The sequence below is a fragment of the Acinetobacter sp. genome, assembly GCF_036666595.1.
Classification (GTDB): domain Bacteria; phylum Pseudomonadota; class Gammaproteobacteria; order Pseudomonadales; family Moraxellaceae; genus Acinetobacter.
The window spans coordinates 104,607-127,981 of the sequence record NZ_JAVWVO010000001.1 but is presented as its reverse complement, the minus strand read 5'-3'; the positions used below and the strand labels follow the sequence as shown (position 1 = coordinate 127,981).

Genomic DNA, 23,375 nt, shown 5'->3' with positions numbered 1-23,375 from the left:
ATGCCAAGTTGGGAAAATTTGGATGTGTTTCTTCAGACGGATTCGGTTGGTGGATTTGCCATTACAGCCACTTTGCAGTTTGAGAGCAGTTCAGAAGATAAATCCCTTACAGGAATTTTTGATGAACCGTATTTAAACGCCCAACTTGGTGAATATGAAGTAGATGATGCTCAGCCTCGATTTACATGCAAATCAGCAGATGTTGTAGGTGTAAAACGGGGTGATTTCTTGCTGCTAGAAGATGGCCGTAAATTTTATGTTATGACTTATCCGCAGCAAGATGGCACAGGTCTTTCGATACTTAAGCTTGAAATTAACGAATGATTTCACTCGATATAAGTGCACAGGGCATTGAGGCCATCATTGCTGAGTTAGAACCTACTGAAAAGCAGGTAAACGCAGCATTGAGTCGAACTCTAAATCGAATGTCCAAGTGGGTACAAACCAGAACGGTTAAAGGATTAAGTACCGAATTACAGGTGATTCAAAAGGTCATGCGTAGAAGAATGCGAAAAACAAGCATTCAGAAAACTAATACAGGTTGGACGATCAAGCTTTGGTACGGGTTGAATGGGATTTCCTTGATTCACTTAAATGCTAGAGAAACCAAGAAAGGCGTGACGGCAGGAAAACATAAAAGAGACGGTGCTTTTATTGCCAAGGGTCAAGTATTTAAGCGATCTGGAAAGGGGCGATTGCCGATTGAGAAACAAACACTCGAAATTAAAGCCAAAGCAGATTCATATTTAGAAGACCAAGCATTCTCAAGTGGTTATCAAGAACAGTTTTTCAAAACTTTGGAGCATGAGTTGAAATGGCAAATGCGATAGCAGGGGTTGATTTAGATCAATTACATGATGTGATTGAGGCCAAATTTAGAGCGCAATTTCCAGTTTTTCAATTGGTTCAGTTCTATCGTGATGAAGAAGAACGTAAAGCGCCAACAGCAAAAGAATTGCCAGCGTTGCTGCTTGAGCTCACCAGTTTTGATATTGATGAACAGGGTGATCAGGGCACAGAACAACTGCCTTTGATTGCCCAGTTTGAAGCACGAATTATTGATACGTTTAATCAGCGTAGAGCCAAGATTAATGTCCGAAAATTGGCGGTAGGGCTGGCTCTCTATATTTTCAAGAATAAGCACTTTACCCAACTTGGGAAAATTGGCGTTGGAAGCAGTTCACTGGGAGACATTTCGGAGGATGGATTTTTTCCTGAGCTTGATCGTTTTGAGGTATGGCGCGTGGACTTCTCTACTCAAATTTTAGTCGGTGAAAATGTATGGGCTGAATCAGGAATTATACCTACTCCTGTTTTTAGTTATTCGCCTGAAATTGGTTTAGGTCATGAAGATAACTACCAAGAACTTCCGTTAAATCAGGATGTGCCATGAGTTATGCACTGGCGCAGATGGACAGGATTCTTGCGAATTTAATCCGTTTTGGTCGAATTCATGCAGTTGATTTGGATGCAGGTACAGCAACAGTCGATTTTGATGGTGAGCTCGTTTCTGACCTTGAGTGGGCGAAAGATCGGGCGGGTGAGGATCGTTCATGGAATGGTGGCTACTCCAAAGGTGAGCAGGTTTTAGTGCTCTCGCCATCAGGTGATTTGTCTCAAGGCGTAATTGCTTTTGCTTTATCTCAAACTGCATTCCCTAATGCGGGTACTACTGAAAATCCAAAGCATATTTATGCGGATGGCACTGTGGTTGAGTATGACAAAGCCAGCCATACCTTAAATATTGATTTATCAGGCAGTGGTGGAAAAGTTTTTATTAATGGTGGTTTGGTTGTTGATGGGCCTGTTGAATTTAATGGACCAGATGTAAAGCACAAAGGCAAAAGCATTGGGGGAGCTCATACGCACAAAGGTGTGCAATCGGGTAACTCAAGTACGGGAGGGGTCAATTAATGGGTATGAATGTATTTAATGGCAGATCCTTAACTGGTCTTGATCATTTAAAACAATCCATTGCGGATATTTTAAATACGCCAATTGGTTCACGCGTGATGCGCCGTGATTATGGTTCTAAGTTATTTTCTCTAATAGATGCCCCACTAAATCGCGGCACATTCGTAGATATTTACGCGGCCACAGCCGAAGCACTAATGAAGTGGGAAGATCGCTTGCTTGTCAGTGCAGTTGATATTACCAGTGCACAGCTGGGCCAGATCACTTTAAAAATCACAGGTAAATATGTTTTAGACGGCAAAACCGTTCAGTTAGATGGAATAGTGGTGAGCTCATGAGTACAGTTGATTTTTCTCAATTACCACCGCCAAGTCTGATCAGTGAATTAAGTTTTGAAGTACTCTTTGAAAAAAGAAAAGAAAGCTTTATAGCACTACATGAATTAGATCAACAGGCAGAAATCCGTGAAACACTTAAGCGTGAATCTGAACCTGTTACTAAGTTGCTTCAAGAAAATGCATATTTAGAAATGCTGTATGTCGCCAAATGCAATGCGGATGCACGCTCACTGTTACTTGCTTATGCAGAAAAAGCAGATCTAGATCATTTGGCACTCACGGAGTATGGCTTAGTCCGACTTTTAGTTACGCCTGCCGATAATACCGCTATTCCACCGATTGATGCAGTCTATGAGTCCGATGAGCGCTTACGAGAGCGTTGCTTATTATCTTTTGATGGCATGAATACAGCCGGATCTGCAAATGCGTATCGCTATTTTGCTTTATCCGCAGATGGTCGTGTGGATGGTATTAAGGTTCGCTCCGATGAGGCTAATCCATATTTACTTGATATTGTGATTACGCAGGTTGATAGCTTAAATGGCGAAGCATCCGCGGAAGTGATCACAGCTGTTCAAAATGCTTTAGATCCTGATCATGTGCGTCCGGTCTGTGATAGACCAACAGTTAAAGCGAGTAGCGCAACCAACTATCAAATCGAAGCCCAGCTCTATGTTGGTAAAAATGCTGAGGATGCCTTGTTACTTGAGGCTGCAAATATCCGTTTAGATAAGTACATTAAAAATGCCCAAAAGAATGGGGAAAGCATCTATCGATCCGCGATTTATGCTGCTTTGCATGTGGATGGTATTCAGCGTGTAGTCATAACCTCCCCAGCAAATGATTTGGTTATGGATAGTTATCACCATCCTTTTTGCATTGCTAAAACCATTGCTATTGGGGGAACTGAATGAATTTACTACCTCCAAATGCCAGCGAGCTAGAACGCAAAATTACTCAAGTTGGGAAAGCTGCTTTTGATCTAGCATCGATTCGGGTGGTTAAAGATATTGCTGCCGTTCCATCGCAGTTTTTACCGTTTATTGCGTGGCAGAGATCTGTGGATTATTGGGATGAGAACTGGCAAGACTCCCTAAAACGAAATGTGATCAAGAACTCACGTGAACAACATCGAATTAAGGGTACAGCAGCGGCAATCAAACGTGCACTAGAACCCTTTGGTTATGAAGTAAAGCTCATCGAATGGTTTCAGGCTGAGCCGAATTTAATACCAGGTACTTTCAATCTTGAGTTGGATTTAATTGGGAAAAGCTTAGATCAAGAAGTCTATAACGAAATTAGTCGACTTGTTTCTGATGCAAAAGCAGCTTCAAGACATTTAACCAATCTGACTATTACAACAAATCCGATTTTAACGATCCGCAATGTTCTTGTGCATCAAACAGCATTCACTTTTTCCAGCGAGCCTAAAGTATGAGTGATTATTTTAACGTCACAACCAATGTTGGTGATGCTGCAATTGCCACTGCGATTGCCAACAATTCAAAACTGAATATCACACATATCGCATTTGGTGATGGCAATGGATCTGTTCCAACACCAACCAAGACAAGAACAAGTCTAGTAAAAGAAGTACATCGCCAAGCTGTCACTAAATACACAATGCATCCAACAGTTGCAAATTACATTGTGATAGAGACCATTATTTCGTCAAATATTGGCGGATTCTGGATTCGAGAAATGGGGATTATTGCAGATAATGTTCTTATCTCTCATGGTTCACATGCCCCATTTTTTAAAGTGGCTGATCCTGACGGTGTAAGCGAATACCGACTTAAATTTACTCAAAATGTACGTGATGGTAATGTCGTTGAGATTTTGTTAGACGAATCGCTTATCTACGCAAGTCAGGCATGGGTAAATGAAAATTATATTCGCCGAAATGAGTTGGTCAACAACCTAACCACCGATGATGCGAATAAACCAGTTTCAGCCAAGCAAGCAAAAGACCTGCAAGATAATAAATTAGATAAAACCGCAAATGCTGTTTCGGCTAACAAGTTGAAAAATGCTCGAAAAATTAACACTATTGATTTTGACGGCACGCAAGATATTAACATTGAAGCACCATTACGCTGGGTTGGAATGGTTTCAACACCTGATCAGCTTAACTCTGCAGCTCTCGATGGAAAATACACTGTTAGTGAGTTAAGCGTTGCTGGGCTTTATGGTTACGGAATTTTAGTTGTATTTAGAAGTGGTGGAGTTTGCCATCAAATTTATTACCCCCATCTTGGCTCATCACCAAACAATGCAACGATGGCCATGCGTCAAACATGGAACATGAATGGTGATATCGCATCATGGTCAGAATGGAGAGTGGTAGGGACGAGGGATGACTCTAAATTACCACTTGATGGCGGAACGCTTACTGGCGATTTGACGGTAAATGGGACTTCTAACTTCAAATCTATCAATGCCACTGGTGAAATTACGATAGATAAACCTGAAGTCGTACTCAAACATAAATTATCTGGGCGTTATTTATATATTAATAACGGAGGTTGGGGCGTTTATTCCCCACAAGGGTCTATTCCTTTACCAGTATCTAGTGGAGGTACAGGTAACTTTGAGGGACGTGCACCTTCTGCCGATCGTCTTGCAACACCACGCAATATATTTGGTCAGACTTTTGATGGTTCGGGTGATGTTGGTGGCACGGTAACAGCTTGGACGGGTATCATTGCATCTAATCTAGAGCATTACATAGATTTCGGACGAAATGGCATAGATAGAATTAATTTTGCTGTACCAGGTGCTGTTTTTAATTTTATGAATTCCTCTACAGGTGAAATTGTTGCTCGTATTACCCCGAACGGAATTGATTGTAATGCTGCTTCTGCATCAAAGCTCAAAATACCTCGAAATATTAATGGGGTGAATTTTGATGGCACAACAGATATTAATTTACCGCTAATCGGTATTGGACAAGCTTGGAAAGATTTAGCAGCATTACGGGTGGAAAATACAACATATATCAACTCATCAAATAGAACTATAACCATCTTTTTTGGGGGAGCTAGACAAGGCGTACCAGCGACAGAATTCTATGTGAATGGTGAGATATTTGCCCAATTTGGTGGCGGCTACGAGCCTGATGAGGTGTACTTTTCTATCCCCATCCCACCAAATGGAAGCTATAAATATGTGAATAAGCCACAAACGTATTTTTCTATTAAGGAATTAAGCTAATGAGATTTTTTAAGTTTGGGGATGATATTTATGCTTTTGATGAAAACCAAGAGCACTTGATTACTTCAAAACATATTGAGCTATTGGGGGCTGAACTTGATAAACATATCAACCCTCAAAATTATCTAAGTGATGAAGAAAAAGAGCAGTTAAGGCTGATCCAATTTAAGCCTTTAACTCGTCGCCAGTTCAAACTGGCATTACTTGAAAATGGGCTACTGAACACTGTTGAGCAAATGATAGAGTCCATTGAAGATCCAATCACCAAAACGCGTATTCAAATTGAATACAGCGAATCCGAGCGTTTTGAGCGCAGTAATGAATCGGTGCAATACATGCTTCGAGTACTAAATTTGACGACAGATCAAGTGGACGAAATGTGGCGTTATGCGATGACACTATAATACCTGCGCAATAGTGAATAATGAAAACTACTGATTAAATCGTAAAAATGAACCAAAATCTTAAACTGAGATTGCGGTTCATGAGCGATATTTTTTTACATGGGATTCAAAACGTCACGGTAGATGGTGGTTCGCGTCCCATTACAACAGTTCGAAGTTCCACCATTGGTATCATTGGGTCGGCTCCAGATGCTGATCCACTAATTTTCCCCCTCAATAAACCTGTACTGATTGCTGGCTCTCGAATTGAGGCAGCCAAACTGGGTGAGACTGGGACTTTACCTCAAGCCATTGATTCTATCTTTGATCAAGTTGGTGCCGTATTGGTGGTCGTGCGTATTGAAGAAGGTGAAACAGAGGCTGCAACGTTGGCCAATGTCTTGGGCGGCGTTGATGCAAATACGGGTACTTATGAAGGAGTGCATGCATTCTTAGCCGCAGAAAACATTGTTGGCTTCGTACCTAAAATTTTAATTGCACCAGGATATACGCATACGCGTACTGCAGCAGTTGGCCAAACTCCTGCAACTTCAAATCCAGTCGTGGCTGAGCTGAACGGTATCGCTGAACGATTAAAAGCCGTCATTATCGCGGATGGACCAAATACCAATGATGCGGATGCAATTGCATACTCAAAAGACTTCGGCTCTAAGCGCGTTTTTTTGGTTGATCCTAAAGTTTTAAAAACGGTTGATGGTGCAACTACATCAGAGTGGTCTAGTGCCTGTGTTGCTGGTCTGATTGCTAAATCAGATAATGAGCGTGGTTGGTGGTGGTCGCCATCGAATCAAGAAATTAACGGCATTATTGGTACATCACGAGCCATTGATTTTGCAATGGGTGACGCGAGCTGCCGTGCAAATTTACTGAATGAAAACAACGTCGCAACGATTATCCGTCAAAATGGTTATCGCCTTTGGGGTAACCGTACACTTTCAAGTGATAAAAAATGGGCATTCCTGTGCGTTGTCCGTACAGCAGATATGATTGATGAATCGTTAAAAGCTGCGCATTTATGGGCTGTCGACCGCGGCATTACCAAAACGTATGTTTCAGATGTGATTGAAGGCGTGAATGCATATTTACGATATTTAACCAATATCGGTGCAATTTTGGGTGGTTCTTGTTGGGCAGATCCTGATCTAAATTCAGCAGATCAAATTGCACAAGGGAAGGTGTATTTTGATTTTGACTTTACACCTGTATATCCAGCAGAACACGTCATTTTCCGTTCTCACTTAGTCAACGACTATATCAAAGAGATTTTTTCTTAAGGAGTATTTGAAATGGGTGTAGCACAAGATATTCGCAAGAATTTTAATCTCTTTGTGGATGGTAAAGGTTTCGCAGGCAACACTGACGAAGCCAACATGCCAGAGCTCGCACTTCAAACTGAAGAATATCGAGCTGGTGGTATGGATGCGCCAATCGACATCACCATGGGGATGGAAAAGCTAACAGCAGATTTCACGTTGAACTCACACAGTAAAGATGTGCTGTCGTTGTTTGGGATCAAAGAAGGTATTACTAAGTCATTTACCGTGCGTGAGGCGATGGAGTCATTTGACGGCACTGTAACGCCTGTCGTGCATAACCTTACAGGGAAAATCGTCAAGATCAGTCAAGGTACGTCCAAGGCTGGCGAAGCACCAAAAGATAAATATGATTTGTCTTTGACTTATTACAAACAAACGATTGGCGGCACCATTGTTCATGAAATTGATGTGATCAACATGGTTCGTATTATTAATGGCACAGATGTATTAGCGGATATTCGCTCAGCGCTAGGAATGTAAAATGACAACTAAACCAAACTATATTCAAGAAGAAGAAGGCATCAATCTGATTACCTTAAGTCGTGCCTATGATGGGGTCAATCAAGTTCAAATGCGTGAACCTACAGTGCAAGACTTACTCTCAGCAGAGCTGCAAACTAAGGGGAAATCCGATGCTGAACAAGAAATTACCATGTTCGCAAACCTATGTGAGATTGCGCCCGACTTTATTAAAAAACTAGGCTTAAAGGACTATAAGCGTATCCAAGGTGCATATCGACTTTTTACCGAATAAGTGCAAATGACATTCGACAAATGGTGATTGCACTGTCGTCGTTTACCTCATGGCCGCTGTCTGAAATTGAAAAGTTACCCATTTCTAAGCTGTTATGGTGGTGTGATGGACTACCCAGAGAAACCGCTTAAGTGCGGTTTTTCTTTGCATAAATGAATAATGAATAAAAACCTATAAAAATATCAAAATTGCATATTGGTCTGAGTGTGTTCTATGCAATGGCAAACAAGAAATTAAGTGCAATTATTACAATTGGTGGCGAAGTCGCAGGCTCTCTGCGAACAGCCATTGGTAGTACGACTACCCAATTAGGGAAAATTGGCTCAGAAATTAAAAGGGTTAAAAAGAATCAAGCCATGCTAGGTGAGTCAATCCGCACCTTTGGTAGCATGGGAAAGAATGTCGATAATTTGCGTGCACGTTATTCGAGTGTGACTGATGAATTAAACCGGCTCACTAAGTCACAAGAAAAATTAAACCGAGTTGAAACAGCACGTCTTAGAAATCAAGAAAAGTTCCAAGAACTCAAAAGCCAAATAGGTGCAACGGTTGCAACAGCTGTGACTTTTGGTGCGCCTATTGTCATGGCGGCTAAATTTGAAACTTCCATGTTGGGCATTGCAAAACAGTTAGATGGCGCTCGAGATAAAAGTGGCCAACTCACACCGGTTTATCATGACATGGTGAAACAAGTTCAGTTACTTGGCCGTGAATTACCAATTGCTACTAATGAAATTGGTGAAATGGTGACCGCTGGCTTAAGAATGGGAGTTGCGAAAGATGAGGTTGTCGAATTTACCCGCGTAGCCGCCAAGATGGTAACGGCATTTGAATTACCTGTAGGTGAGTTATCCGAGAATATGGGTAAGATCGCTAATATGTATAAGATCCCCATCAAAAATATTGAGGGTTTAGCCGATTCAATTAACTACCTAGATGACAACGCAATCGCCAAAGGTGGCGACATCATCGACTTTATGCAGCGTGTTGGCGGTACAGCTTCCATGGTGAAGATTACAGCCAAAGAAACAGCCGCATTAGGTTCTACCTTACTGACTTTAGGTGAAAAGTCAGAGACATCTTCAACGGCCATTAATGCTGTGTTTTCAAAGCTGGGTGCCGCCAATACTCAGTCTAAGCCATTTAAGGCTATGGTAGATGAGCTGGGATTGAAAACGCATGAACTCGAAAACATGATGCAGAAAGATGCGGTCGGTGCAATCTATTCTGTGATGGATGCCATTAAGAAGTTACCGAAGGAATCTGTCCTAGAGAAGATATGGGTTCCACCGAAAGGCAAGAAGCCAGGAGAGTGGATTGAACAGGCAGGCACATCGCAAATTGATGCGGTCGCTACCTTATTCGGTGCCGAGCATTGGGATACCTTTTCAAAGTTATTAGAGAACCGTACTGAGCTAGAAAAACAAATCCGCTTGTCTAACAGTGATGAAGCATCAGGGAGTATGACACGAGAATTTCAGGCTCGTATGGAGACCACCGAAGCACAATGGCAAACCTTCAAAAATAGGGGAGCTGAATTGGCTGTAAATATTGGCAGTGTGCTGTTGCCAGTGGTGAATTCAATCATGGGAAGTGTGGGCAGCGTGGTTTCGGTTTTTGCTGACTGGACACAAGAGCACCCTAAACTAACCAAGGTTATTGTTACGACTGTTGTTGCTCTAGGTGCCTTCAAGCTTGAGTTGTTGGTTGCAAGGCTGGCACTGGTGGCAATTAAATCGCCCCTTGTTTCAGTGTTTAGTCTATTCACTCGATTATCAGCTTCTGGTAGCACGATGGGGAGCGTTTTCAAATCGTTGTCTAATCCGTTGGGGCTTTTACGCTCAGGCTTCGGTGCAATTATTCCAATTATGAAGCAAATCGGATTCGTTTTATTACGTACGCCGTGGGGAGTCGTTGCCGCAGCGGCAATTGCTGCAGGTGTGATGATCTATAAATATTGGGATCGAATTAAAGCATTTTTTAGTGGGTTCTGGACTGGCCTGAAACAAGGTCTTGAACCAGCAATAAAATCTTTTACAGATTTGTATAAGTCGATGACGTGGTTGGAGCCTGTAATTCAAATGATTGGTAATGGCATTGGAATTGTCTATGACTGGTTTATGAAGCTTATAGCGCCAACAAAGGCTACGGGTGAACAGTTAAGAAATGCTACAAGTGCGGGTGAATCCTTTGGCAAGATTGTTGGTGGAGCAATCAACATTGCTTTGGCACCTGCAAAAGCGCTTATGGGGGTACTTGAGTGGATTCATAAACATATTGGTGGGGTGATTGGCCAAGTCGCGGATCTAGCAAATAAGGCGCCTAGTGTTGGAAGTTTTTTTGGTTCGGTTAAAAGTACTTTTGGATTTGGAGCATCCGAGCAGAAGAAGCCTCAAGCATCGCGTGGTGTGCCATATCATACTGGGCCAGCTCCTCAGATTCGTGGTGCAAACACCAAGAGTATTGCGCCACAGCAACACATCACACAGTCTTTCACTGTGACCGCTGCACCAGGACAAAATCCAAATGAAATTGCCAATTTGGTTATGCAAAAACTGAAGAGTGCGAATGCTGTTGCCCAACGTGGTTCAATGGTCGATGCGGGGTATAGTCAATAATGGATGGTCAGATCTACGGCACATTTCTAACGATGATGCGATTGGGCTCATATAAGTTCTGTATCTATACTGCTGCTTATCAAGAGCTAAATCGCACCACAAATTATAAGTGGGGCGAACAAGCAGTATTTGGGGATTGGGACAATTTACAGTTTTTAGGACCAGGTGAAGATACGCAGTCATTAACAGGTGTAGTTTATCCTGAGTTTAAAGGTGGCACTGGGCAGATTGATGAACTTCGTACTTTGGCTGCGACAGGTATTCCACAATTGTTGATCAGTGGCACAGGCAAGATCTTGGGTTATTGGGTGATTAATAGCATTACAGAAGGTCAGACCAAGTTTGCTGCATTTGGCGTACCGCGCCGTCAAGAATTTACAATCAATATGCGCAAATACTCAGATAGTCCAGCACGTTTGGGTTTGTTGTCTGGAATCATGAATGCAGTAGGGTTTTAACATGGCGCAATATTTAACGAAAGCTGGCGATACGCTGGATGAAATCGCTTATCGATACTATGGCAATACCAATAATAAAGTCGTTGAACGCATATTAGAAGTGAACTTTGGGATATCTCAATATGAGGCGCTATTGCCCGCAGGTGTGTTGATTGAATTACCCGAAGTACAACAGAGCACCGAGACGCGCAAGGTGAAACTATGGGACTAATACCATGTTTTTCTGTGATTGCGAATGGTGCAGATATCACAACTTTGATTACAGACCTGTATGAGTCGATTTCAGTCACAGATGGCACAGGCTATGAGTCAGATACTTGTGAGATTTCGCTTATAGATGATCCGATCAAGCCGATTGAGTTACCTAAAAAGGGCGCTGAATTAAGAATCTCTATGGGCTATGACTATGACATGACCGATATGGGACTATTTATCGTCAGTGAAATATCGTTATCAGGTCCACCTGAAAAAATGGTGATCCGTGGCCGTGCGCTGCCACAATTGACCAGTAAAAGCGGAATGACTTCGTTATCGTCACAAAAAACACGCTCATGGCCCAAAGGTACGACGATTTCTGCTGTCGTGACGAAGATCGCAAGAGAACATGGTCTAGAGCCTATTGTGAGTAATTCGGTGTCGGCTCTAAAGCTTCCTCATTTTGACCAGTCGGATGAGTCGGATATTAACTTTTTAATGCGCATCGCCAAAAGATACGATGTGGTGTGTAAACCTGCAGGTGGGAAACTGCTATTCGTTAAGCGCGGTGAGATTGAATTGCCGAGTTTAACTTTAGCAAAACAGCAGGTGAGTGAATGGGAAATGACGTCCAGTACAAGTGATAGTGTAGGCACCGCAATCGCATATTGGCATGATAAAAAAGGTGCTAAAAAGCATGAGGTGAAAGTTGGTGAGGGAGAGCCAGTCAAAAGACTTAGGCACATCTATCAGGATGCTAAAAGTGCGCAGTCAGCTGCTCAAGCATCTTTAGATCAATCACGCCGTGGTGAAGAGCGATTAAGTTTAAATTTACCAGGTAATCCTGAAATCTCAGCCGAGAAACCACTTACTCTTGTGGGGTTTCGCGAGGGGATTGCAGGAGATTGGATTATTGAGCAAACCACACATAGCATTGAAAAATCGGTTGGATTTAAGACAAGTATTGAGGCAGTGAAAAGTTTGAGTGAGGGGTAGTAAAGGTTAAATTTCTTTCTAAACGAGGGCTTTTGTTTAAGCACTATTAGATTGAATGTGGAATAAAATTTAGATCGAGTAATCTATCGTATGCAATTTTATGATATCCACATCTTAATGGAAATGCATACGGATTTAATTGTATACTACATTAAAAATTAACAGAATTATTTGTACTCATGAACTCAGATAAAAAATTATGGAAGTTATTAAACGGGTATTTTTTTATTTTTTTGAATCTTTTAATTTTGGTTGCTTTGACACAAGTCATAGATGAAAAAATCAGCCAATTTGTACTAGAAAGTTATAGAACCCCATTAGTGCTTTTGTACCTTATTTCACTATCAATTTTAGCTTTTGATTATATTTTAGATAAGATTCATAAGGCTAGAAAAACTAATGTAATAAAAAGAGATAATGCAGACTTTATTAACCAAATAAAAAATCTTAAAGCACAGGAAAAATTCTTGTTATCGCTGTTTATTGAGAAAGATGTTCTGGAATTACCTATCTCTCACAAAGAGCCTGCTCTAGGATTATTAGAAAGTAAAAAACTACTCGTAAATACCTATCAAAAAGAACCAAATGGGAAAACAATTTATCGTATAGATCCCCTAATTTTAGAGGCACTAAAGATTAATCCAAACTCGCTTTATTAATTTCTTATGAGCTCAATTAGGTTAAATAGAACGATTGATTTAGGTATAATTTCTTTTGAATAGAGACTTACTGTAAAATATGCAAACAATAGATTATAAATTAGGGAAGTTAGCTGGTGTCCTAGAAGCTTTTTCATGGATAAACAATAAAACAAATCATGGTTATAATTTTGAAATTGAGAAGCTACCTGATGAAGCTAATTGTCATCAAGCTTTTGAGAAATACATATTTCAATATTATCCTGATGCTATTGTTAGACTAGATCAGTTTTCTATCGATGATGAATCATTTCATTTTGTGATTAGAAATTGGCTATTTGCCTATCAAAAATCACAAAATATTGATGAAAACTCTATAGGAAGTGGACACGAATCTTGCTATTTAGATGATAAATATAGAGCATTTTCATTGACACATGAAAGTCTTAAAAAGCTTTTCTTTGAAGGTTTTTTAGATGAATTAATGTCATTAGTAGAAACTAATACAATTTATAAAGTTCATATGAGAACAGATACATGGTATGAAGGTGCTTGGGATGATTTTATATTTGAAGGAGAAAGGGGAAGAATTTTTCTACATTTAGGGGTATCGGATTAATTATCAAAATTTTTTAAAATCAACATAATACACCCTCTGCAAAGTTCTTGAAATTTTACATTGAGCATCAATATCTTATATGAAACCATGGTAGGGTTCAGCGCACTATCATGGTTTCTTTGTGCGTTGTACATAAGCTGCCGCTCAAGCTAACTCATAAAAAACAAAACTGTAGAGCTAATGAGCAAAACTAAAGCAATAAATGTCAGGTAGATAGCTAGTTTATTTAATTTTTCGCCTTCTATTTCTTTACTGAAAAATTTTGATAGCGGGTAATTCTTAACGGGTAACTGACACCATGGATACCAAAAGCATAGAAAACCTAAAGTTCTCAGGATGCCTTTTAAATTCACTTCTTCAAATAAAGCTATCATGCTAATTCCAACACAGAACACCCCTAAAAGAAATCCAAACCAAGATTTGATGAGGCGGGTGTCGTTAAAGTTTGTTGATAAATCGGTCATATTATATTTTATAAAGTGTTATTAAGAATCATTATTAATAATATCAGATTAGCTATGTTTTTAAAAAATAATTATTATCTAGATGGTTCAGGATTTTGCATAAGTAGAGCGCCGTGAGGCGCTTTATCTGCCTTTAAAATTAATACCAAGTAAAACCACATTCTTTGGTTCTACCAATGAAACATTTTTCTTTTCGTCAATTACAGCGCAGAGTGAAGAGCCGCATTTTATAAGATAAAACTCTTGGCCATTCGCATTGATTCTTGGCAATTGAATGGGATTTGCCAACGCTTTTCTAGCAGATTTGGTAGTTTTAATATCAATTGCAGCAAAACTCAAAAATGCAGACAAAATAAGAACACAAATAAAGAATGGCCAGAAAAATAAACGTATACGATTCGCTCGTTGTTCGTCAGTAATGTTTTGATTGTGAATTTGAGGGTGCTGCTGCTTTTTAGACTTAAATGGATTTTTTAGATTACTTGGATATCTTATATTGAGTAGCGCAAAAATATATAAAACGAAGCTTAGTAATAAACCTCCAAGTAATATAATGGACATCCAATTTAAACAATTTAGAAATCCCCAATTAATTTTTTCTGCTGTAGGAAAGTTCAAAATTACTGGATCTATATAGAACACAGCCATATATGCGGCTAGATAGTTTTGCCCACAAGCATAGAAAAATGCAGTAAAAAGAGAAATTATTACAGCAATATCAACAGAAAGGTTTGTTTTCATTTTTTATCACTTTTTCTTCTTCGGGCACTTCTTACCGTTTCCACCCGGCAAGCAGTCACATGCTTGACCATCGCCGTCGCGGTCTAAACTTTTCCAGCCTGTTTGTCCTGATTTTTTGCGTTGTTCATACCATTTCTGTGCTTGCTGCTGAGTAGAAAAGTCAGCGCATTTTTTTGCATAAACTTGGATGGAAGTGAACCCCAAAACTAAAATAAGTAAAAACTTCATAAATTATTTTAAAGTCAGAACATTAGCTAAAGTCTAGCAACACTTAGCTTAATAGCTCAATGAATCTAGTCAAAAAGTCGTATAAAAGCCAGTTTAGTTGACAAATCTTTGAATTAGCCTGATTTTTTGGTTGACAAATCACTGTTTTAGCCATAAAAAGTGAACTTGAATTGAAATGTAAGTTTTCTTTCATTTGTTCTATAAGTTGAACATAATATAAACAACTAGACTTAAAAAAATTTGTAATGTCAAAAGTGGGTAAAAAGGGCGAAGCTGCCCAACATAGTCTTGATCTATTCGATCCAGCTGTTCAGCAAGAACAAGCTGGCGATCTTGATTTTGTTTTAAAAATCCATGATGGGCATTTACATGATTTAGAAATTTCCAGTATTGCGAATTTACTATCTGCACTGGGTCAAATTGTTGGCATCAAGCAAGCTAGCTTTAATACGATTAAAGAAGGTTCAACGACCATTGCTGTTACAGTACCAAATGACTGTAGATCATTGGCTATGTCCAATGTGATGAAGGACACAGCAGCAAAGCATAAGCAAATTGCTCGCATACAAAAAGAACTAGGTAAGTATGGATATCATCGTGCTGAGATTTCATACGGCACTTTAAAAGATAATGAAATATACGAACCTAAAGAAATTTTATATGTAGTTCCAGAATCAGAGACTGAAGAAGAATTCAAACAAGAAGAGTCTTTAGATGGACGTTTAACTCGGTTGCAAATTGGTCGTGATAAGTCAGATCACATCACTATTATTTTAAAAAATGGTGTGGAAGTTCCAGCACAGTGTTCTAAGAAATTACTAGAAGAATTAAAGCCATACTTTAATACTGATAAAAGTTTAAGATTTGAAGGGGAAGCCATTTATTTATCGAAATCTAATACTTATCAATTAACGCTTAAGAAATACATCATCAATAAGTTCCATGTCATTGAGGATGTCAGCTTAGAAGAGTGGATTGATGACTTTAGAGCAAAAGGTGCATCGAATTGGTCTACACACGATGACCCGATAGCTGAGTGGCTGAAGGAGCGACAAGATTGATTATCTTAGATACAAATGCCTTAATTACATTATTGATGAAAGACAAAGATCAGGCTGAATATAAGAATCTCGTTGCTTTCCTAAATCAAGGTAAAAATTTCACTATGGCTTTGCCGATGCCTGCAATTTCTGAGTTTATTGCGGGTGATGATAATGAAGCTCGTTCTTTGAGTTTGCTTAAACCAAATTCTAAGTTTAAAAATTTAGATTTTGATGCAAAAGCAGCGTTAAGTGCAGCTAAGGTTTATCGCGAATACCGCAATTTGCCGCAAAATAGAAAGTCACAAGAGCCTCGTCAAAAAGTTAAAGTTGATATTCAAATTATTGGGATAGCACTTGCAAATAATGCTACAGCCATTATTTCTCATGACCAGGGACTTAAAACAGTTGTACATGAACTTGGTTTGGCTCTAAATGTTTATGACTACATGGATAATAATTATTTTGAGCAGATGGCTGGCGTGGTTTTAGAAAATAGTATTAAAGTTCATTAAATTTTTATAATTAATTAAAGGGTATATTTAGGAATGCTTAAACAAATAGGTATCGAAAATTTTAAGGCATTTGCTGAATTTCAGGAAATAAATTTAGCACCAATTACATTAATTTATGGTGCAAACTCATCAGGTAAAAGTTCAATTATTCACGCCTTGATGGTTTTAAAACAGTCTACGCTTTTTTCTAACCTCAAGAGCGGTATTTATTCAGATAAAAAGATATTAGATGTGGGTAGTTATTCTACAATGGTTTACTCACATGATATTCAAAAAGATATTAAATTTAGCTTGAATTTTAATATTAGAGGGACTAGGTCCAGTAATTTAGAAAGATTAGCTACAAGCTTTGTGTACTCTTTTGATGATAATGATAAACAAGGATTTTCATATTTAAAGAATATTAAGTTTGAAGATAAAAATCGAAGAGATTCATTTGGTTATACGTTTAAAAATAAATTCAATGGTAAGGATGAAACATCTACTAAAAATTTTGATTTAGAGTTACTTGAAAATTATAAGTTACCTATGAGGCATGAGAGTTTACCAAAACCTCTCTTAAAGCAAATTATGGGTGTTTACTTATATGATGCTGAAGAGGAGTTTTCAATCCCCAAAAGAATAGGTGTTGATGGTAGAAAGCATATGGAGGTTTGGGAAAAACTTGAAAAAGAAAAATATAATAGAGTTTTATTTGAAATACATAATTTTTTAAATGATAAGATTCGTAGTAACTCAAATTTTATCCAAAAAGAGTTGAAAAAAATATCATATTTAGGTCCTTTAAGGAGTAATCCTAAACGTTATTATTCAGTAGATAGTGAGTTCGAGATATCTGTTGGAAAGGAAGGAGAGAATATTGCCTATTTTTTAAAAAGCGATAATGAAAATTTATCAAAATCAATTAATGAATGGTTTAAAAATTTTAGTATCCCATATGAATTTAAACCACAACCAATTGATAGTAAACATTCAGAGCCGTTAATTCAAATTGAATTAACGGATTTAAGAAATAATGTACCAGTTTCTCCGCTTGATGTTGGGTTTGGTATCGGACAAATTTTACCCGTTTTAGTTGAAGGTATTGTTAGAAAAGATTCAATTATTTGTGTGGAACAACCAGAAATCCATTTGCATCCAAAACTTCAAGCTGAGTTAGCTGAATTTTTTGCGGAGACCTGTACAAATAATCAATGGATTATTGAGACTCACAGTGAGGCTCTAATGTTGAGAATTCAAAAATTAATAAGAAGTAAGAAGCTTATTAATGGCAAAAGATTAAAACCTGAAGATGTTTCAATATTATATGTGGTTCCAAGTAATATGGATGATGAACAGGAAGGTGCAGAGGTGGTTCAAATTCGTCTTGATGATGATGGTGACTTCATGGATTATTGGCCTGAAGGATTTTTTGAAGAACGTATTAAAGAAAGAAGATAAGAGATTAACATGTTAACAGAATTTGCTTTAGATACTTCTTTCTTTGAATCAGATGCATTAAAAACAAAGACGACTAATAGGGATTTTCTTAAATTATGGAAGAAATATGGTGTATTAATTCTTGGCGAAAATCAGGAAATTGACGAAATTCTTAAACAATTAAAAGGTAAAATTCCTCCTGAGGTCTATCAGGATTGGAAAGAATCTTTTGAAGATAATATTTGTATTAAATCAAAAAATAGCTGGAAAAGTTTTTGTGACTATAATGATTATTCAGAAATATTAAATCTAAATAGTTTCTTTAAAACAGGTATAACTGAAGCTACAACTAGTGAGTGGGTGAGGGGTTTACCTAACTATATAAGTTTTTGTAATAAATCAAATTTTGAAGTATTGGATGTGGATGATCAAAGTATATCTTATAATTTCCTGAAATCAGAGAAAGAAAGTGTGTCAGATATTATGAGAGGTTCCAATAATCAAAAAATATGGGAAAATAAGTTCGACACATTGGCAAAATATACTAAAGATATTGTGTTGTTAGATCGTTATTTTTTTAAGAATATAAGAGTTGATTCGAAAAAGGGTAGAAAAACGAGTGTAGAAGTTTTTTTAACTTTTTTACTACAGTACAGAAAAAAATTCAATTTAACTTTTATATCTGAGGGTCATGAAGAAAATAGTGATGAGCATATAGAAATTTGTGAATTTTTTAATAGTATAGCTAAAACTGAATTAGCAAAAAGTTTTAATAAAATTAACTTGATCTCGAAGACAGAAAAATATTTTCAATCGCTTTCTCATGAGCGGTTCATTAGTTTTGATAAATATGTTTGTTCTATAGGTCCTGGATTAAGTATTTTTAGCACTTATACATCCAATCAAACTGATTTTAAAATGGTATTAGAAGAATACTCTTGTGTTCCTATGAGAGTTGTAAAAGCAAGAAAGAATCCATTATGGGAAAAAGAATATTTACCCAAAAAATAAAAGCACCTCACGGTGCTTTTTTATCTCATTGGGTATTTAAACTTTTGGATTTACTATGTATAAGTAAATTCATTTTTTCTATTAAAAATTTATATTTTTCTATTTCTAAAAATAATTCTGGTGTTGGATCATTTGAGTAACCTTTCTCTAAGTCACCAAGTAGGTCGCCGTATAAAGCTGTTAGTGCCTCAACTGTACCAGCTAAAAAACCCTCACCATATTCAATTTTTTGCTCTTTAGTGAAGGTTGATTCTTCAAAGCTTTCTTCAAGACGAGCCACAATATCCGCATTCATAGAGCGGTTTAGCTCTTTAGCAGACTCTGCAATTTTATCTTTTAGTTCTTGTGGTAAGCGCAAATTATAAGCTACGCCTAAATGTTTACCCATGACTTCATCCTGAAAAATTCAGTTGACATGGTATCAAGTGGACATATATATTTGCAATATGTCCAGTGGACATTATTTTAAATAAAAATACCCCGAACATTCTTGGCGGAAGACGGGGTATTTACCAATACCAGATGAAGGATATTGATATGACTAGTTTATCACTTTGTTTTAGGGATACAACTCTCGATGTAATTATGTATGACCAAAAGCCATGGATTAGCTCGCGTCAACTTGGTCAGATGTTAGGCTATGCACGTGAAGATGCAGTTAATAAAGTATTTGAAAGAAAGGCCGATGAATTTTCTAGCGGAATGACCTGTAACGTCAAAATGACGTTACAGGGTCAAACACGTGAAGTTAGAGTTTTTTCTTTACGTGGTTGTCATTTGATCGCTATGTTTGCAAAAACACCAATCGCTAAAGAATTCCGCAAATGGGTACTCGACGTACTGGAAAATGAAATACAGCATCAGCAAATTGACACACGAGTAAAAATCAACTCAGAGCAACAAGCCATACTTAAGGAAATCGTCGACCGACGTTGTGAGGGCAGCACAAAGAAACGCACCGAACTCTGGGCCAGACATAACAAGCACTTTCGCATCCCACGTTATAGCGAACTCTTAGCCATGCATTTTCAAGACGCTGTGGACTACTTAGAAACCATGCAAATCAAAGCAAAAGGGGACATTCATATAGATGAAAACCAATCTATAGAAATGCTCTGTGGTCACGCTCGGCTGTTTCAAGCATGGTGGAATACCCATAGCCCGGCATTGGCCAAGCTGAATCCGCAACTGGTCTATATGCTGCATGACAATATGTTCTATATGACCTATGCCATATCGGATCTATGCAAAAAGTACAATGTAGAACTGCCAGCTTATGACTACCAACATATGTTCGAGCTGAAGACCTTTCCGCATGAAAGGTACAATTTATTGAAGTGAAAATGACCGCCTGAAAGGGCGGTTTTTTTATATGTTGAGAAAATAGAAATGATGGCTAAGAAATCTTTAGTAGAAGGGTATTGTAGAGCCTTTATAGATTGCAAGTAGCGCTGGTGGAGCATCATTGGTAGGATATGCTGCTGGTGATAATTGGAGCAATGGTGATATAGGATTAACCGTTGGAATTGGAGGCTACGTAGGTAAGGAAGTAGGAAAATCTATTGGAGAGGCCTCAGGAACGTATGTAGTAGATCAGGTAAATGAATATTATGAATGACAGCGAAAACTTTTTTTATCATTTTGGGCATATATCAACCATTTTGTTCTTACTACTTTATTTTATAGCTATGTTGATTGAGCGGAGTTATATCAAAGGAAATTTATCAAAAATATGTAAATTAGCCTTTGATAATGAAAATTATTTTAAGAAAATTGACTTGGGTAACTATATGGTTCTCAGTTCTTTACCTATTGTTATACAAATAGGTTTTTTACGAGAAAAGATTATTTTAAAGAGAAAAGTGGTATTTCCAAATCCTCCAATTTTATTTTCATCTATCAATGATAAAAAGATGGATACATTTTTTAAAAAATATAAATCTTGGTTGTATATATCTAATTTAAAATGGATATTTGGATTTTCATGGTTTTTTACTATTGGAGTAATTAAATTATATTTTAAGTAATTAAGATAATACCTTATCAGCGGTACAATTTATTGAAGTGAAAATGACCGCCTGAAAGGGTGGTTTTTTGCTGCTAATGCTCGAAGACGATAAGCCATATTTTAAGACAAAATTCCTATGAGCAATTTTAAGCAAAAGCCCAAAAAAGCTGTAGAGAAATGGTGCTCTAAATTATTGATTTTATTGGGTCTAGTTTGGTAAGAAAGTGACTAAAATACGCTCAAAAATAAGCAATGAAATTGTTATATTCTAAAGGCTTATATCGGGTTTTGACTTCATCTTGACATCGTAGAGGTCTCCAGTTCGAGTCTGGATATACCTACCAAATAAATTCAAAGACTTACAGTTAAAATCAATAACTTGTAGGTCTTTTTTTTCCCCGTAATTTGGTGCAATTGGTGCATTTGTTACGCTTTTTGGTGAAAATACGCCATAATTTACGCCAAGATTACGCCAAGACCTGTACGATGAAATTACCCAAAGCCCGAAAACGAGGTGATGCTTATCGAATTGAATTAATGTTCGATGGACAGCGTTACTCAGCAACCCGTGATACAGAAAAAGAATGTGAACAGTGGGCGGCAATAAAAATGCTTGAATTGAAAGCAGGTGCCAAAGAAGAAGCCCCAATAAATGAAAAACCTATTTTCACCTACATGCAATATTTGATGTTTACTTGGAGAAAGTAGGCAAGCACATGAAGTCTAAAAATTGGATTTTGACTCAGTACAAAACCTTTGAAAGAAAAATGGGTGAACTGGCCCATAAGAATATTCATGACATTACACCGCTTGATTTAACCAACTGGCGAAATATGCTTTGCACCGAAGTAAAAGAAAATACAGTGCTCAAAGAAATTTCGCTTTATTCAGCAATGTACACATATGCACAGAAAGAAATGTTCTTGCTTGATTCAAATTTGGATGCAGATTCCAAAGCCTGTTAAACCTGAATCTCGGTACCGTCGAATTTCTCAAGCCGAAATTGATAAGATGCTCAAGCTATTGGAGTACGAAATAGGGCAGATACCGACATTGCCGCAGCACTATGTTGCTTGGGGTTTCTTATTTGCGATAGAAACCGCTATGCGCAAGGGCGAAATTCTGAATATGAAGCGTTCGGAAGTATATGACGGCTATGTTCACTTACCAAAAACTAAAAACGGTTCTAAACGTAATGTACCGCTTTCTCAGTTTGCTAAAGAGCTGATTACATTAATCCCTCATGATGATGAAAAAATCATTCCGCAGAGTGCGGATGCATTTAGAAAGTTATGGGAACGAAGAAAGGCTGATTCAGGCATTGAAGATTTCTATTTTCATGACACACGCCATGAAGCGATTTCTAGAATGGTAAAAATTAGAAAATTACCTGTAGAAGTATTAGCTAAAATCACAGGCCATAAAAAAATTGAAGTTTTGATGAATGTTTACTACAACCCGGATGCAGATGAACTGGTTGAAATGTTTAACTCATAAAAAGAAAGAGAGCTTAACAAGCTCTCTTTCTTCCACGTTTGGATTTACTATCTTTTAAGAGTTGGGATGCCTTAACAGGATCATAGAGAAACTTCCCCTCAGTTCCTTGATTGATAGCACTCAATCGTCTACGTACTGTTGCAACTGAAAGACCATTGCGCTGGGCAATATCCGCAGCAGAAACCAATTCGACCTTTTCTTGTTGCATTCCCACTACAGTCGCGCCACCGATGTCTGAGCCTAAGAAAATCTTGGGAGCTACATCAGCCTCAACAGTGATTGTGAATTTTAATAATCCCATCATGGCACCTAAATGGCCGCACTCGGTATGGCCTTATCTGATTAATTACCGAAAAGCTCTGATTCGCGTCTTTGTGCTGCATTGGTAATGCGTTGCTGGTCAGGATCAGACTGTTCTTCGTACATTGGATTGATAAAGATGTTGTTAATTCCATCTTGGTTTTTGGCTGCTTCAATTTCAGCAATCGCTTTCTCAGCCCAAGGGGTTTCGTCTGTATCAAACATGGATAGCTGATTTTCTAAGAACTGTTTACGTGCTGCATAAACGTTAAGTACATCGTTCATGTGATCAGGCGTGATATTCGGTTTATTGTCTCGGATGGTCTTTGCAACGGCTTCCAGCTCAGTAATATTTTGGGCATTACCGATTTGGATTTTTAGACCACCGATGATCTGAGCAGACTTAATCTCGTTTACACGTGAAGTGCAAAAGATCATTGAGCGTCCTGTTTATCTCAACAATTGTTTCGATGATGCTGGGGTGTCAGCAGTCAATACCGCTGGTAATACCGGCTAATTTAAAAACACCATGCCCGGATTTACAGATGCTAGAAAGCGGTGTGAGTAAAGATGTTCTTATAACCATGGTTGATGATCGTCGCAAGTATGTGGATTGCCAGCAACGGCATGCAGCTGTAATTTCAATAGTTGAAAAAATCCCTCTAAGTGAGGGATTTTTTTCAAAGTAG

At 38.2% G+C, this 23,375-nt stretch carries 30 protein-coding genes and 1 pseudogene; 25 read left to right on the top strand and 6 right to left on the bottom strand.

Annotation, left to right across the window (positions count from 1 at the left end):
- The 18 genes from RR876_RS00635 (at window position 1) to RR876_RS00550 (ending at window position 13,463) form a co-directional block, all read left to right on the top strand.
- Window positions 1–324: a hypothetical protein gene (locus tag RR876_RS00635; protein ID WP_332477062.1), complete on the top strand. Its 324-nt coding sequence runs from the start codon at window positions 1–3 to the stop codon at window positions 322–324.
- The gene (locus tag RR876_RS00630; RefSeq protein WP_332477063.1) at window positions 321–830 is read left to right on the top strand and encodes a phage tail protein; all 510 of its coding nucleotides are present in this window, start codon (window positions 321–323) and stop codon (window positions 828–830) included. Before RR876_RS00635 ends, RR876_RS00630 begins: the two co-directional genes overlap by 4 nt.
- Complete coding sequence (locus tag RR876_RS00625) at window positions 815–1,393, top strand: hypothetical protein (RefSeq protein ID WP_332477064.1); 579 nt, start codon at window positions 815–817, stop codon at window positions 1,391–1,393. The genes RR876_RS00630 and RR876_RS00625 overlap by 16 nt, the downstream gene beginning before the upstream one ends.
- Complete coding sequence (locus RR876_RS00620; RefSeq protein ID WP_087011068.1) at window positions 1,390–1,914, top strand: phage baseplate assembly protein V; 525 nt, start codon at window positions 1,390–1,392, stop codon at window positions 1,912–1,914. Before RR876_RS00625 ends, RR876_RS00620 begins: the two co-directional genes overlap by 4 nt.
- Window positions 1,914–2,252, top strand: a complete 339-nt coding sequence (locus RR876_RS00615) for a GPW/gp25 family protein (protein ID WP_332477065.1) — start codon at window positions 1,914–1,916, stop codon at window positions 2,250–2,252. The genes RR876_RS00620 and RR876_RS00615 overlap by 1 nt, the downstream gene beginning before the upstream one ends.
- Complete coding sequence (locus tag RR876_RS00610; RefSeq protein ID WP_332477066.1) at window positions 2,249–3,166, top strand: baseplate J/gp47 family protein; 918 nt, start codon at window positions 2,249–2,251, stop codon at window positions 3,164–3,166. Before RR876_RS00615 ends, RR876_RS00610 begins: the two co-directional genes overlap by 4 nt.
- On the top strand, window positions 3,163–3,690 hold the full coding sequence (locus RR876_RS00605) for a phage tail protein I (protein WP_332477067.1): 528 nt from the start codon (window positions 3,163–3,165) through the stop codon (window positions 3,688–3,690). Before RR876_RS00610 ends, RR876_RS00605 begins: the two co-directional genes overlap by 4 nt.
- Window positions 3,687–5,465 carry a phage tail protein gene (locus RR876_RS00600; RefSeq protein ID WP_332477068.1) on the top strand — a complete coding sequence of 593 codons (1,779 nt, stop codon included), beginning with the start codon at window positions 3,687–3,689 and terminating at the stop codon, window positions 5,463–5,465. The genes RR876_RS00605 and RR876_RS00600 overlap by 4 nt, the downstream gene beginning before the upstream one ends.
- Complete coding sequence (locus RR876_RS00595) at window positions 5,465–5,869, top strand: hypothetical protein (protein ID WP_332477069.1); 405 nt, start codon at window positions 5,465–5,467, stop codon at window positions 5,867–5,869. Before RR876_RS00600 ends, RR876_RS00595 begins: the two co-directional genes overlap by 1 nt.
- An 80-nt stretch (window positions 5,870–5,949) precedes the next feature.
- Window positions 5,950–7,143, top strand: a complete 1,194-nt coding sequence (locus tag RR876_RS00590) for a phage tail sheath subtilisin-like domain-containing protein (RefSeq protein WP_332477070.1) — start codon at window positions 5,950–5,952, stop codon at window positions 7,141–7,143.
- A 12-nt stretch (window positions 7,144–7,155) separates the two neighbouring features.
- On the top strand, window positions 7,156–7,665 hold the full coding sequence (locus RR876_RS00585) for a phage major tail tube protein (protein ID WP_332477071.1): 510 nt from the start codon (window positions 7,156–7,158) through the stop codon (window positions 7,663–7,665).
- A gap of 1 nt (window position 7,666) precedes the next feature.
- Window positions 7,667–7,939: a phage tail assembly protein gene (locus tag RR876_RS00580; RefSeq protein ID WP_332477072.1), complete on the top strand. Its 273-nt coding sequence runs from the start codon at window positions 7,667–7,669 to the stop codon at window positions 7,937–7,939.
- Between the two features lie 218 nt (window positions 7,940–8,157).
- Window positions 8,158–10,557 (top strand): phage tail tape measure protein, encoded by a 2,400-nt coding sequence (locus RR876_RS00575; RefSeq protein ID WP_332477073.1) that lies wholly within the window; start codon window positions 8,158–8,160, stop codon window positions 10,555–10,557.
- Window positions 10,557–11,015, top strand: a complete 459-nt coding sequence (locus RR876_RS00570; protein ID WP_332477074.1) for a phage tail protein — start codon at window positions 10,557–10,559, stop codon at window positions 11,013–11,015. Before RR876_RS00575 ends, RR876_RS00570 begins: the two co-directional genes overlap by 1 nt.
- A gap of 1 nt (window position 11,016) precedes the next feature.
- Window positions 11,017–11,226 (top strand): tail protein X, encoded by a 210-nt coding sequence (locus RR876_RS00565; protein WP_183174566.1) that lies wholly within the window; start codon window positions 11,017–11,019, stop codon window positions 11,224–11,226.
- Window positions 11,217–12,206 carry a contractile injection system protein, VgrG/Pvc8 family gene (locus tag RR876_RS00560; protein WP_332477075.1) on the top strand — a complete coding sequence of 330 codons (990 nt, stop codon included), beginning with the start codon at window positions 11,217–11,219 and terminating at the stop codon, window positions 12,204–12,206. Before RR876_RS00565 ends, RR876_RS00560 begins: the two co-directional genes overlap by 10 nt.
- 179 nt (window positions 12,207–12,385) lie before the next feature.
- Complete coding sequence (locus tag RR876_RS00555) at window positions 12,386–12,865, top strand: super-infection exclusion protein B (RefSeq protein WP_332477076.1); 480 nt, start codon at window positions 12,386–12,388, stop codon at window positions 12,863–12,865.
- Window positions 12,866–12,944: 79 nt separating this feature from the next.
- Window positions 12,945–13,463, top strand: a complete 519-nt coding sequence (locus RR876_RS00550) for a hypothetical protein (protein ID WP_332477077.1) — start codon at window positions 12,945–12,947, stop codon at window positions 13,461–13,463.
- Between the two features lie 149 nt (window positions 13,464–13,612).
- Here the strand turns inward: RR876_RS00550 and RR876_RS00545 are convergent, their stop codons facing one another.
- The 3 genes from RR876_RS00545 to RR876_RS00535 form a co-directional block, all read right to left on the bottom strand.
- Complete coding sequence (locus RR876_RS00545) at window positions 13,613–13,927, bottom strand: hypothetical protein (protein ID WP_332477078.1); 315 nt, start codon at window positions 13,925–13,927, stop codon at window positions 13,613–13,615.
- A gap of 123 nt (window positions 13,928–14,050) precedes the next feature.
- On the bottom strand, window positions 14,051–14,668 hold the full coding sequence (locus RR876_RS00540) for a hypothetical protein (protein ID WP_332477079.1): 618 nt from the start codon (window positions 14,666–14,668) through the stop codon (window positions 14,051–14,053).
- 6 nt (window positions 14,669–14,674) lie between these two features.
- Entirely contained in the window at window positions 14,675–14,896 is a 222-nt protein-coding gene (locus RR876_RS00535; protein WP_067666639.1) for an excalibur calcium-binding domain-containing protein, read from the bottom strand.
- A 245-nt stretch (window positions 14,897–15,141) separates the two neighbouring features.
- On the opposite strand from RR876_RS00535, the gene RR876_RS00530 reads away from it, so the two are divergent.
- From RR876_RS00530 to RR876_RS00515, 4 genes are read left to right on the top strand one after another with little or no spacing between them, the layout of a single operon-like run.
- The gene (locus RR876_RS00530; protein ID WP_332477080.1) at window positions 15,142–15,957 is read left to right on the top strand and encodes a hypothetical protein; all 816 of its coding nucleotides are present in this window, start codon (window positions 15,142–15,144) and stop codon (window positions 15,955–15,957) included.
- Window positions 15,954–16,451, top strand: coding sequence for a type II toxin-antitoxin system VapC family toxin (locus RR876_RS00525; protein WP_332477081.1), 498 nt, complete (start codon window positions 15,954–15,956; stop codon window positions 16,449–16,451). Before RR876_RS00530 ends, RR876_RS00525 begins: the two co-directional genes overlap by 4 nt.
- Before the next feature lie 33 nt (window positions 16,452–16,484).
- Window positions 16,485–17,891: a DUF3696 domain-containing protein gene (locus tag RR876_RS00520; RefSeq protein WP_332477082.1), complete on the top strand. Its 1,407-nt coding sequence runs from the start codon at window positions 16,485–16,487 to the stop codon at window positions 17,889–17,891.
- A gap of 9 nt (window positions 17,892–17,900) precedes the next feature.
- Window positions 17,901–18,881, top strand: coding sequence for a hypothetical protein (locus RR876_RS00515; protein WP_332477083.1), 981 nt, complete (start codon window positions 17,901–17,903; stop codon window positions 18,879–18,881).
- Between the two features lie 25 nt (window positions 18,882–18,906).
- Here RR876_RS00515 and RR876_RS00510 read toward each other — a convergent pair whose 3' ends face one another.
- Window positions 18,907–19,269, bottom strand: a complete 363-nt coding sequence (locus tag RR876_RS00510; RefSeq protein WP_332477084.1) for an Arc family DNA-binding protein — start codon at window positions 19,267–19,269, stop codon at window positions 18,907–18,909.
- A gap of 149 nt (window positions 19,270–19,418) precedes the next feature.
- Here RR876_RS00510 and RR876_RS00505 point away from each other — a divergent pair, with 149 nt between their 5' ends.
- The 3 genes and pseudogenes from RR876_RS00505 (at window position 19,419) to RR876_RS00495 (ending at window position 22,386) form a co-directional block, all read left to right on the top strand.
- The gene (locus RR876_RS00505; RefSeq protein ID WP_332477085.1) at window positions 19,419–20,222 is read left to right on the top strand and encodes a Bro-N domain-containing protein; all 804 of its coding nucleotides are present in this window, start codon (window positions 19,419–19,421) and stop codon (window positions 20,220–20,222) included.
- Window positions 20,223–20,482: 260 nt separating this feature from the next.
- Window positions 20,483–20,908 (top strand): hypothetical protein, encoded by a 426-nt coding sequence (locus RR876_RS00500; RefSeq protein WP_332477086.1) that lies wholly within the window; start codon window positions 20,483–20,485, stop codon window positions 20,906–20,908.
- Between the two features lie 467 nt (window positions 20,909–21,375).
- Window positions 21,376–22,386, top strand: a pseudogene (locus RR876_RS00495) (site-specific integrase).
- 13 nt (window positions 22,387–22,399) lie between these two features.
- On the opposite strand, the gene RR876_RS00490 reads toward RR876_RS00495, so the two are convergent.
- Both RR876_RS00490 and RR876_RS00485 read right to left on the bottom strand, forming a co-directional pair.
- A complete protein-coding gene (locus RR876_RS00490; protein WP_332477087.1) occupies window positions 22,400–22,690 on the bottom strand; it encodes a DNA-binding protein in 291 nt (96 codons plus the stop codon).
- Window positions 22,691–22,728: 38 nt separating this feature from the next.
- The gene (locus RR876_RS00485) at window positions 22,729–23,124 is read right to left on the bottom strand and encodes a hypothetical protein (protein WP_332477088.1); all 396 of its coding nucleotides are present in this window, start codon (window positions 23,122–23,124) and stop codon (window positions 22,729–22,731) included.
- Between the last annotated feature and the right edge of the window lie 251 nt (window positions 23,125–23,375).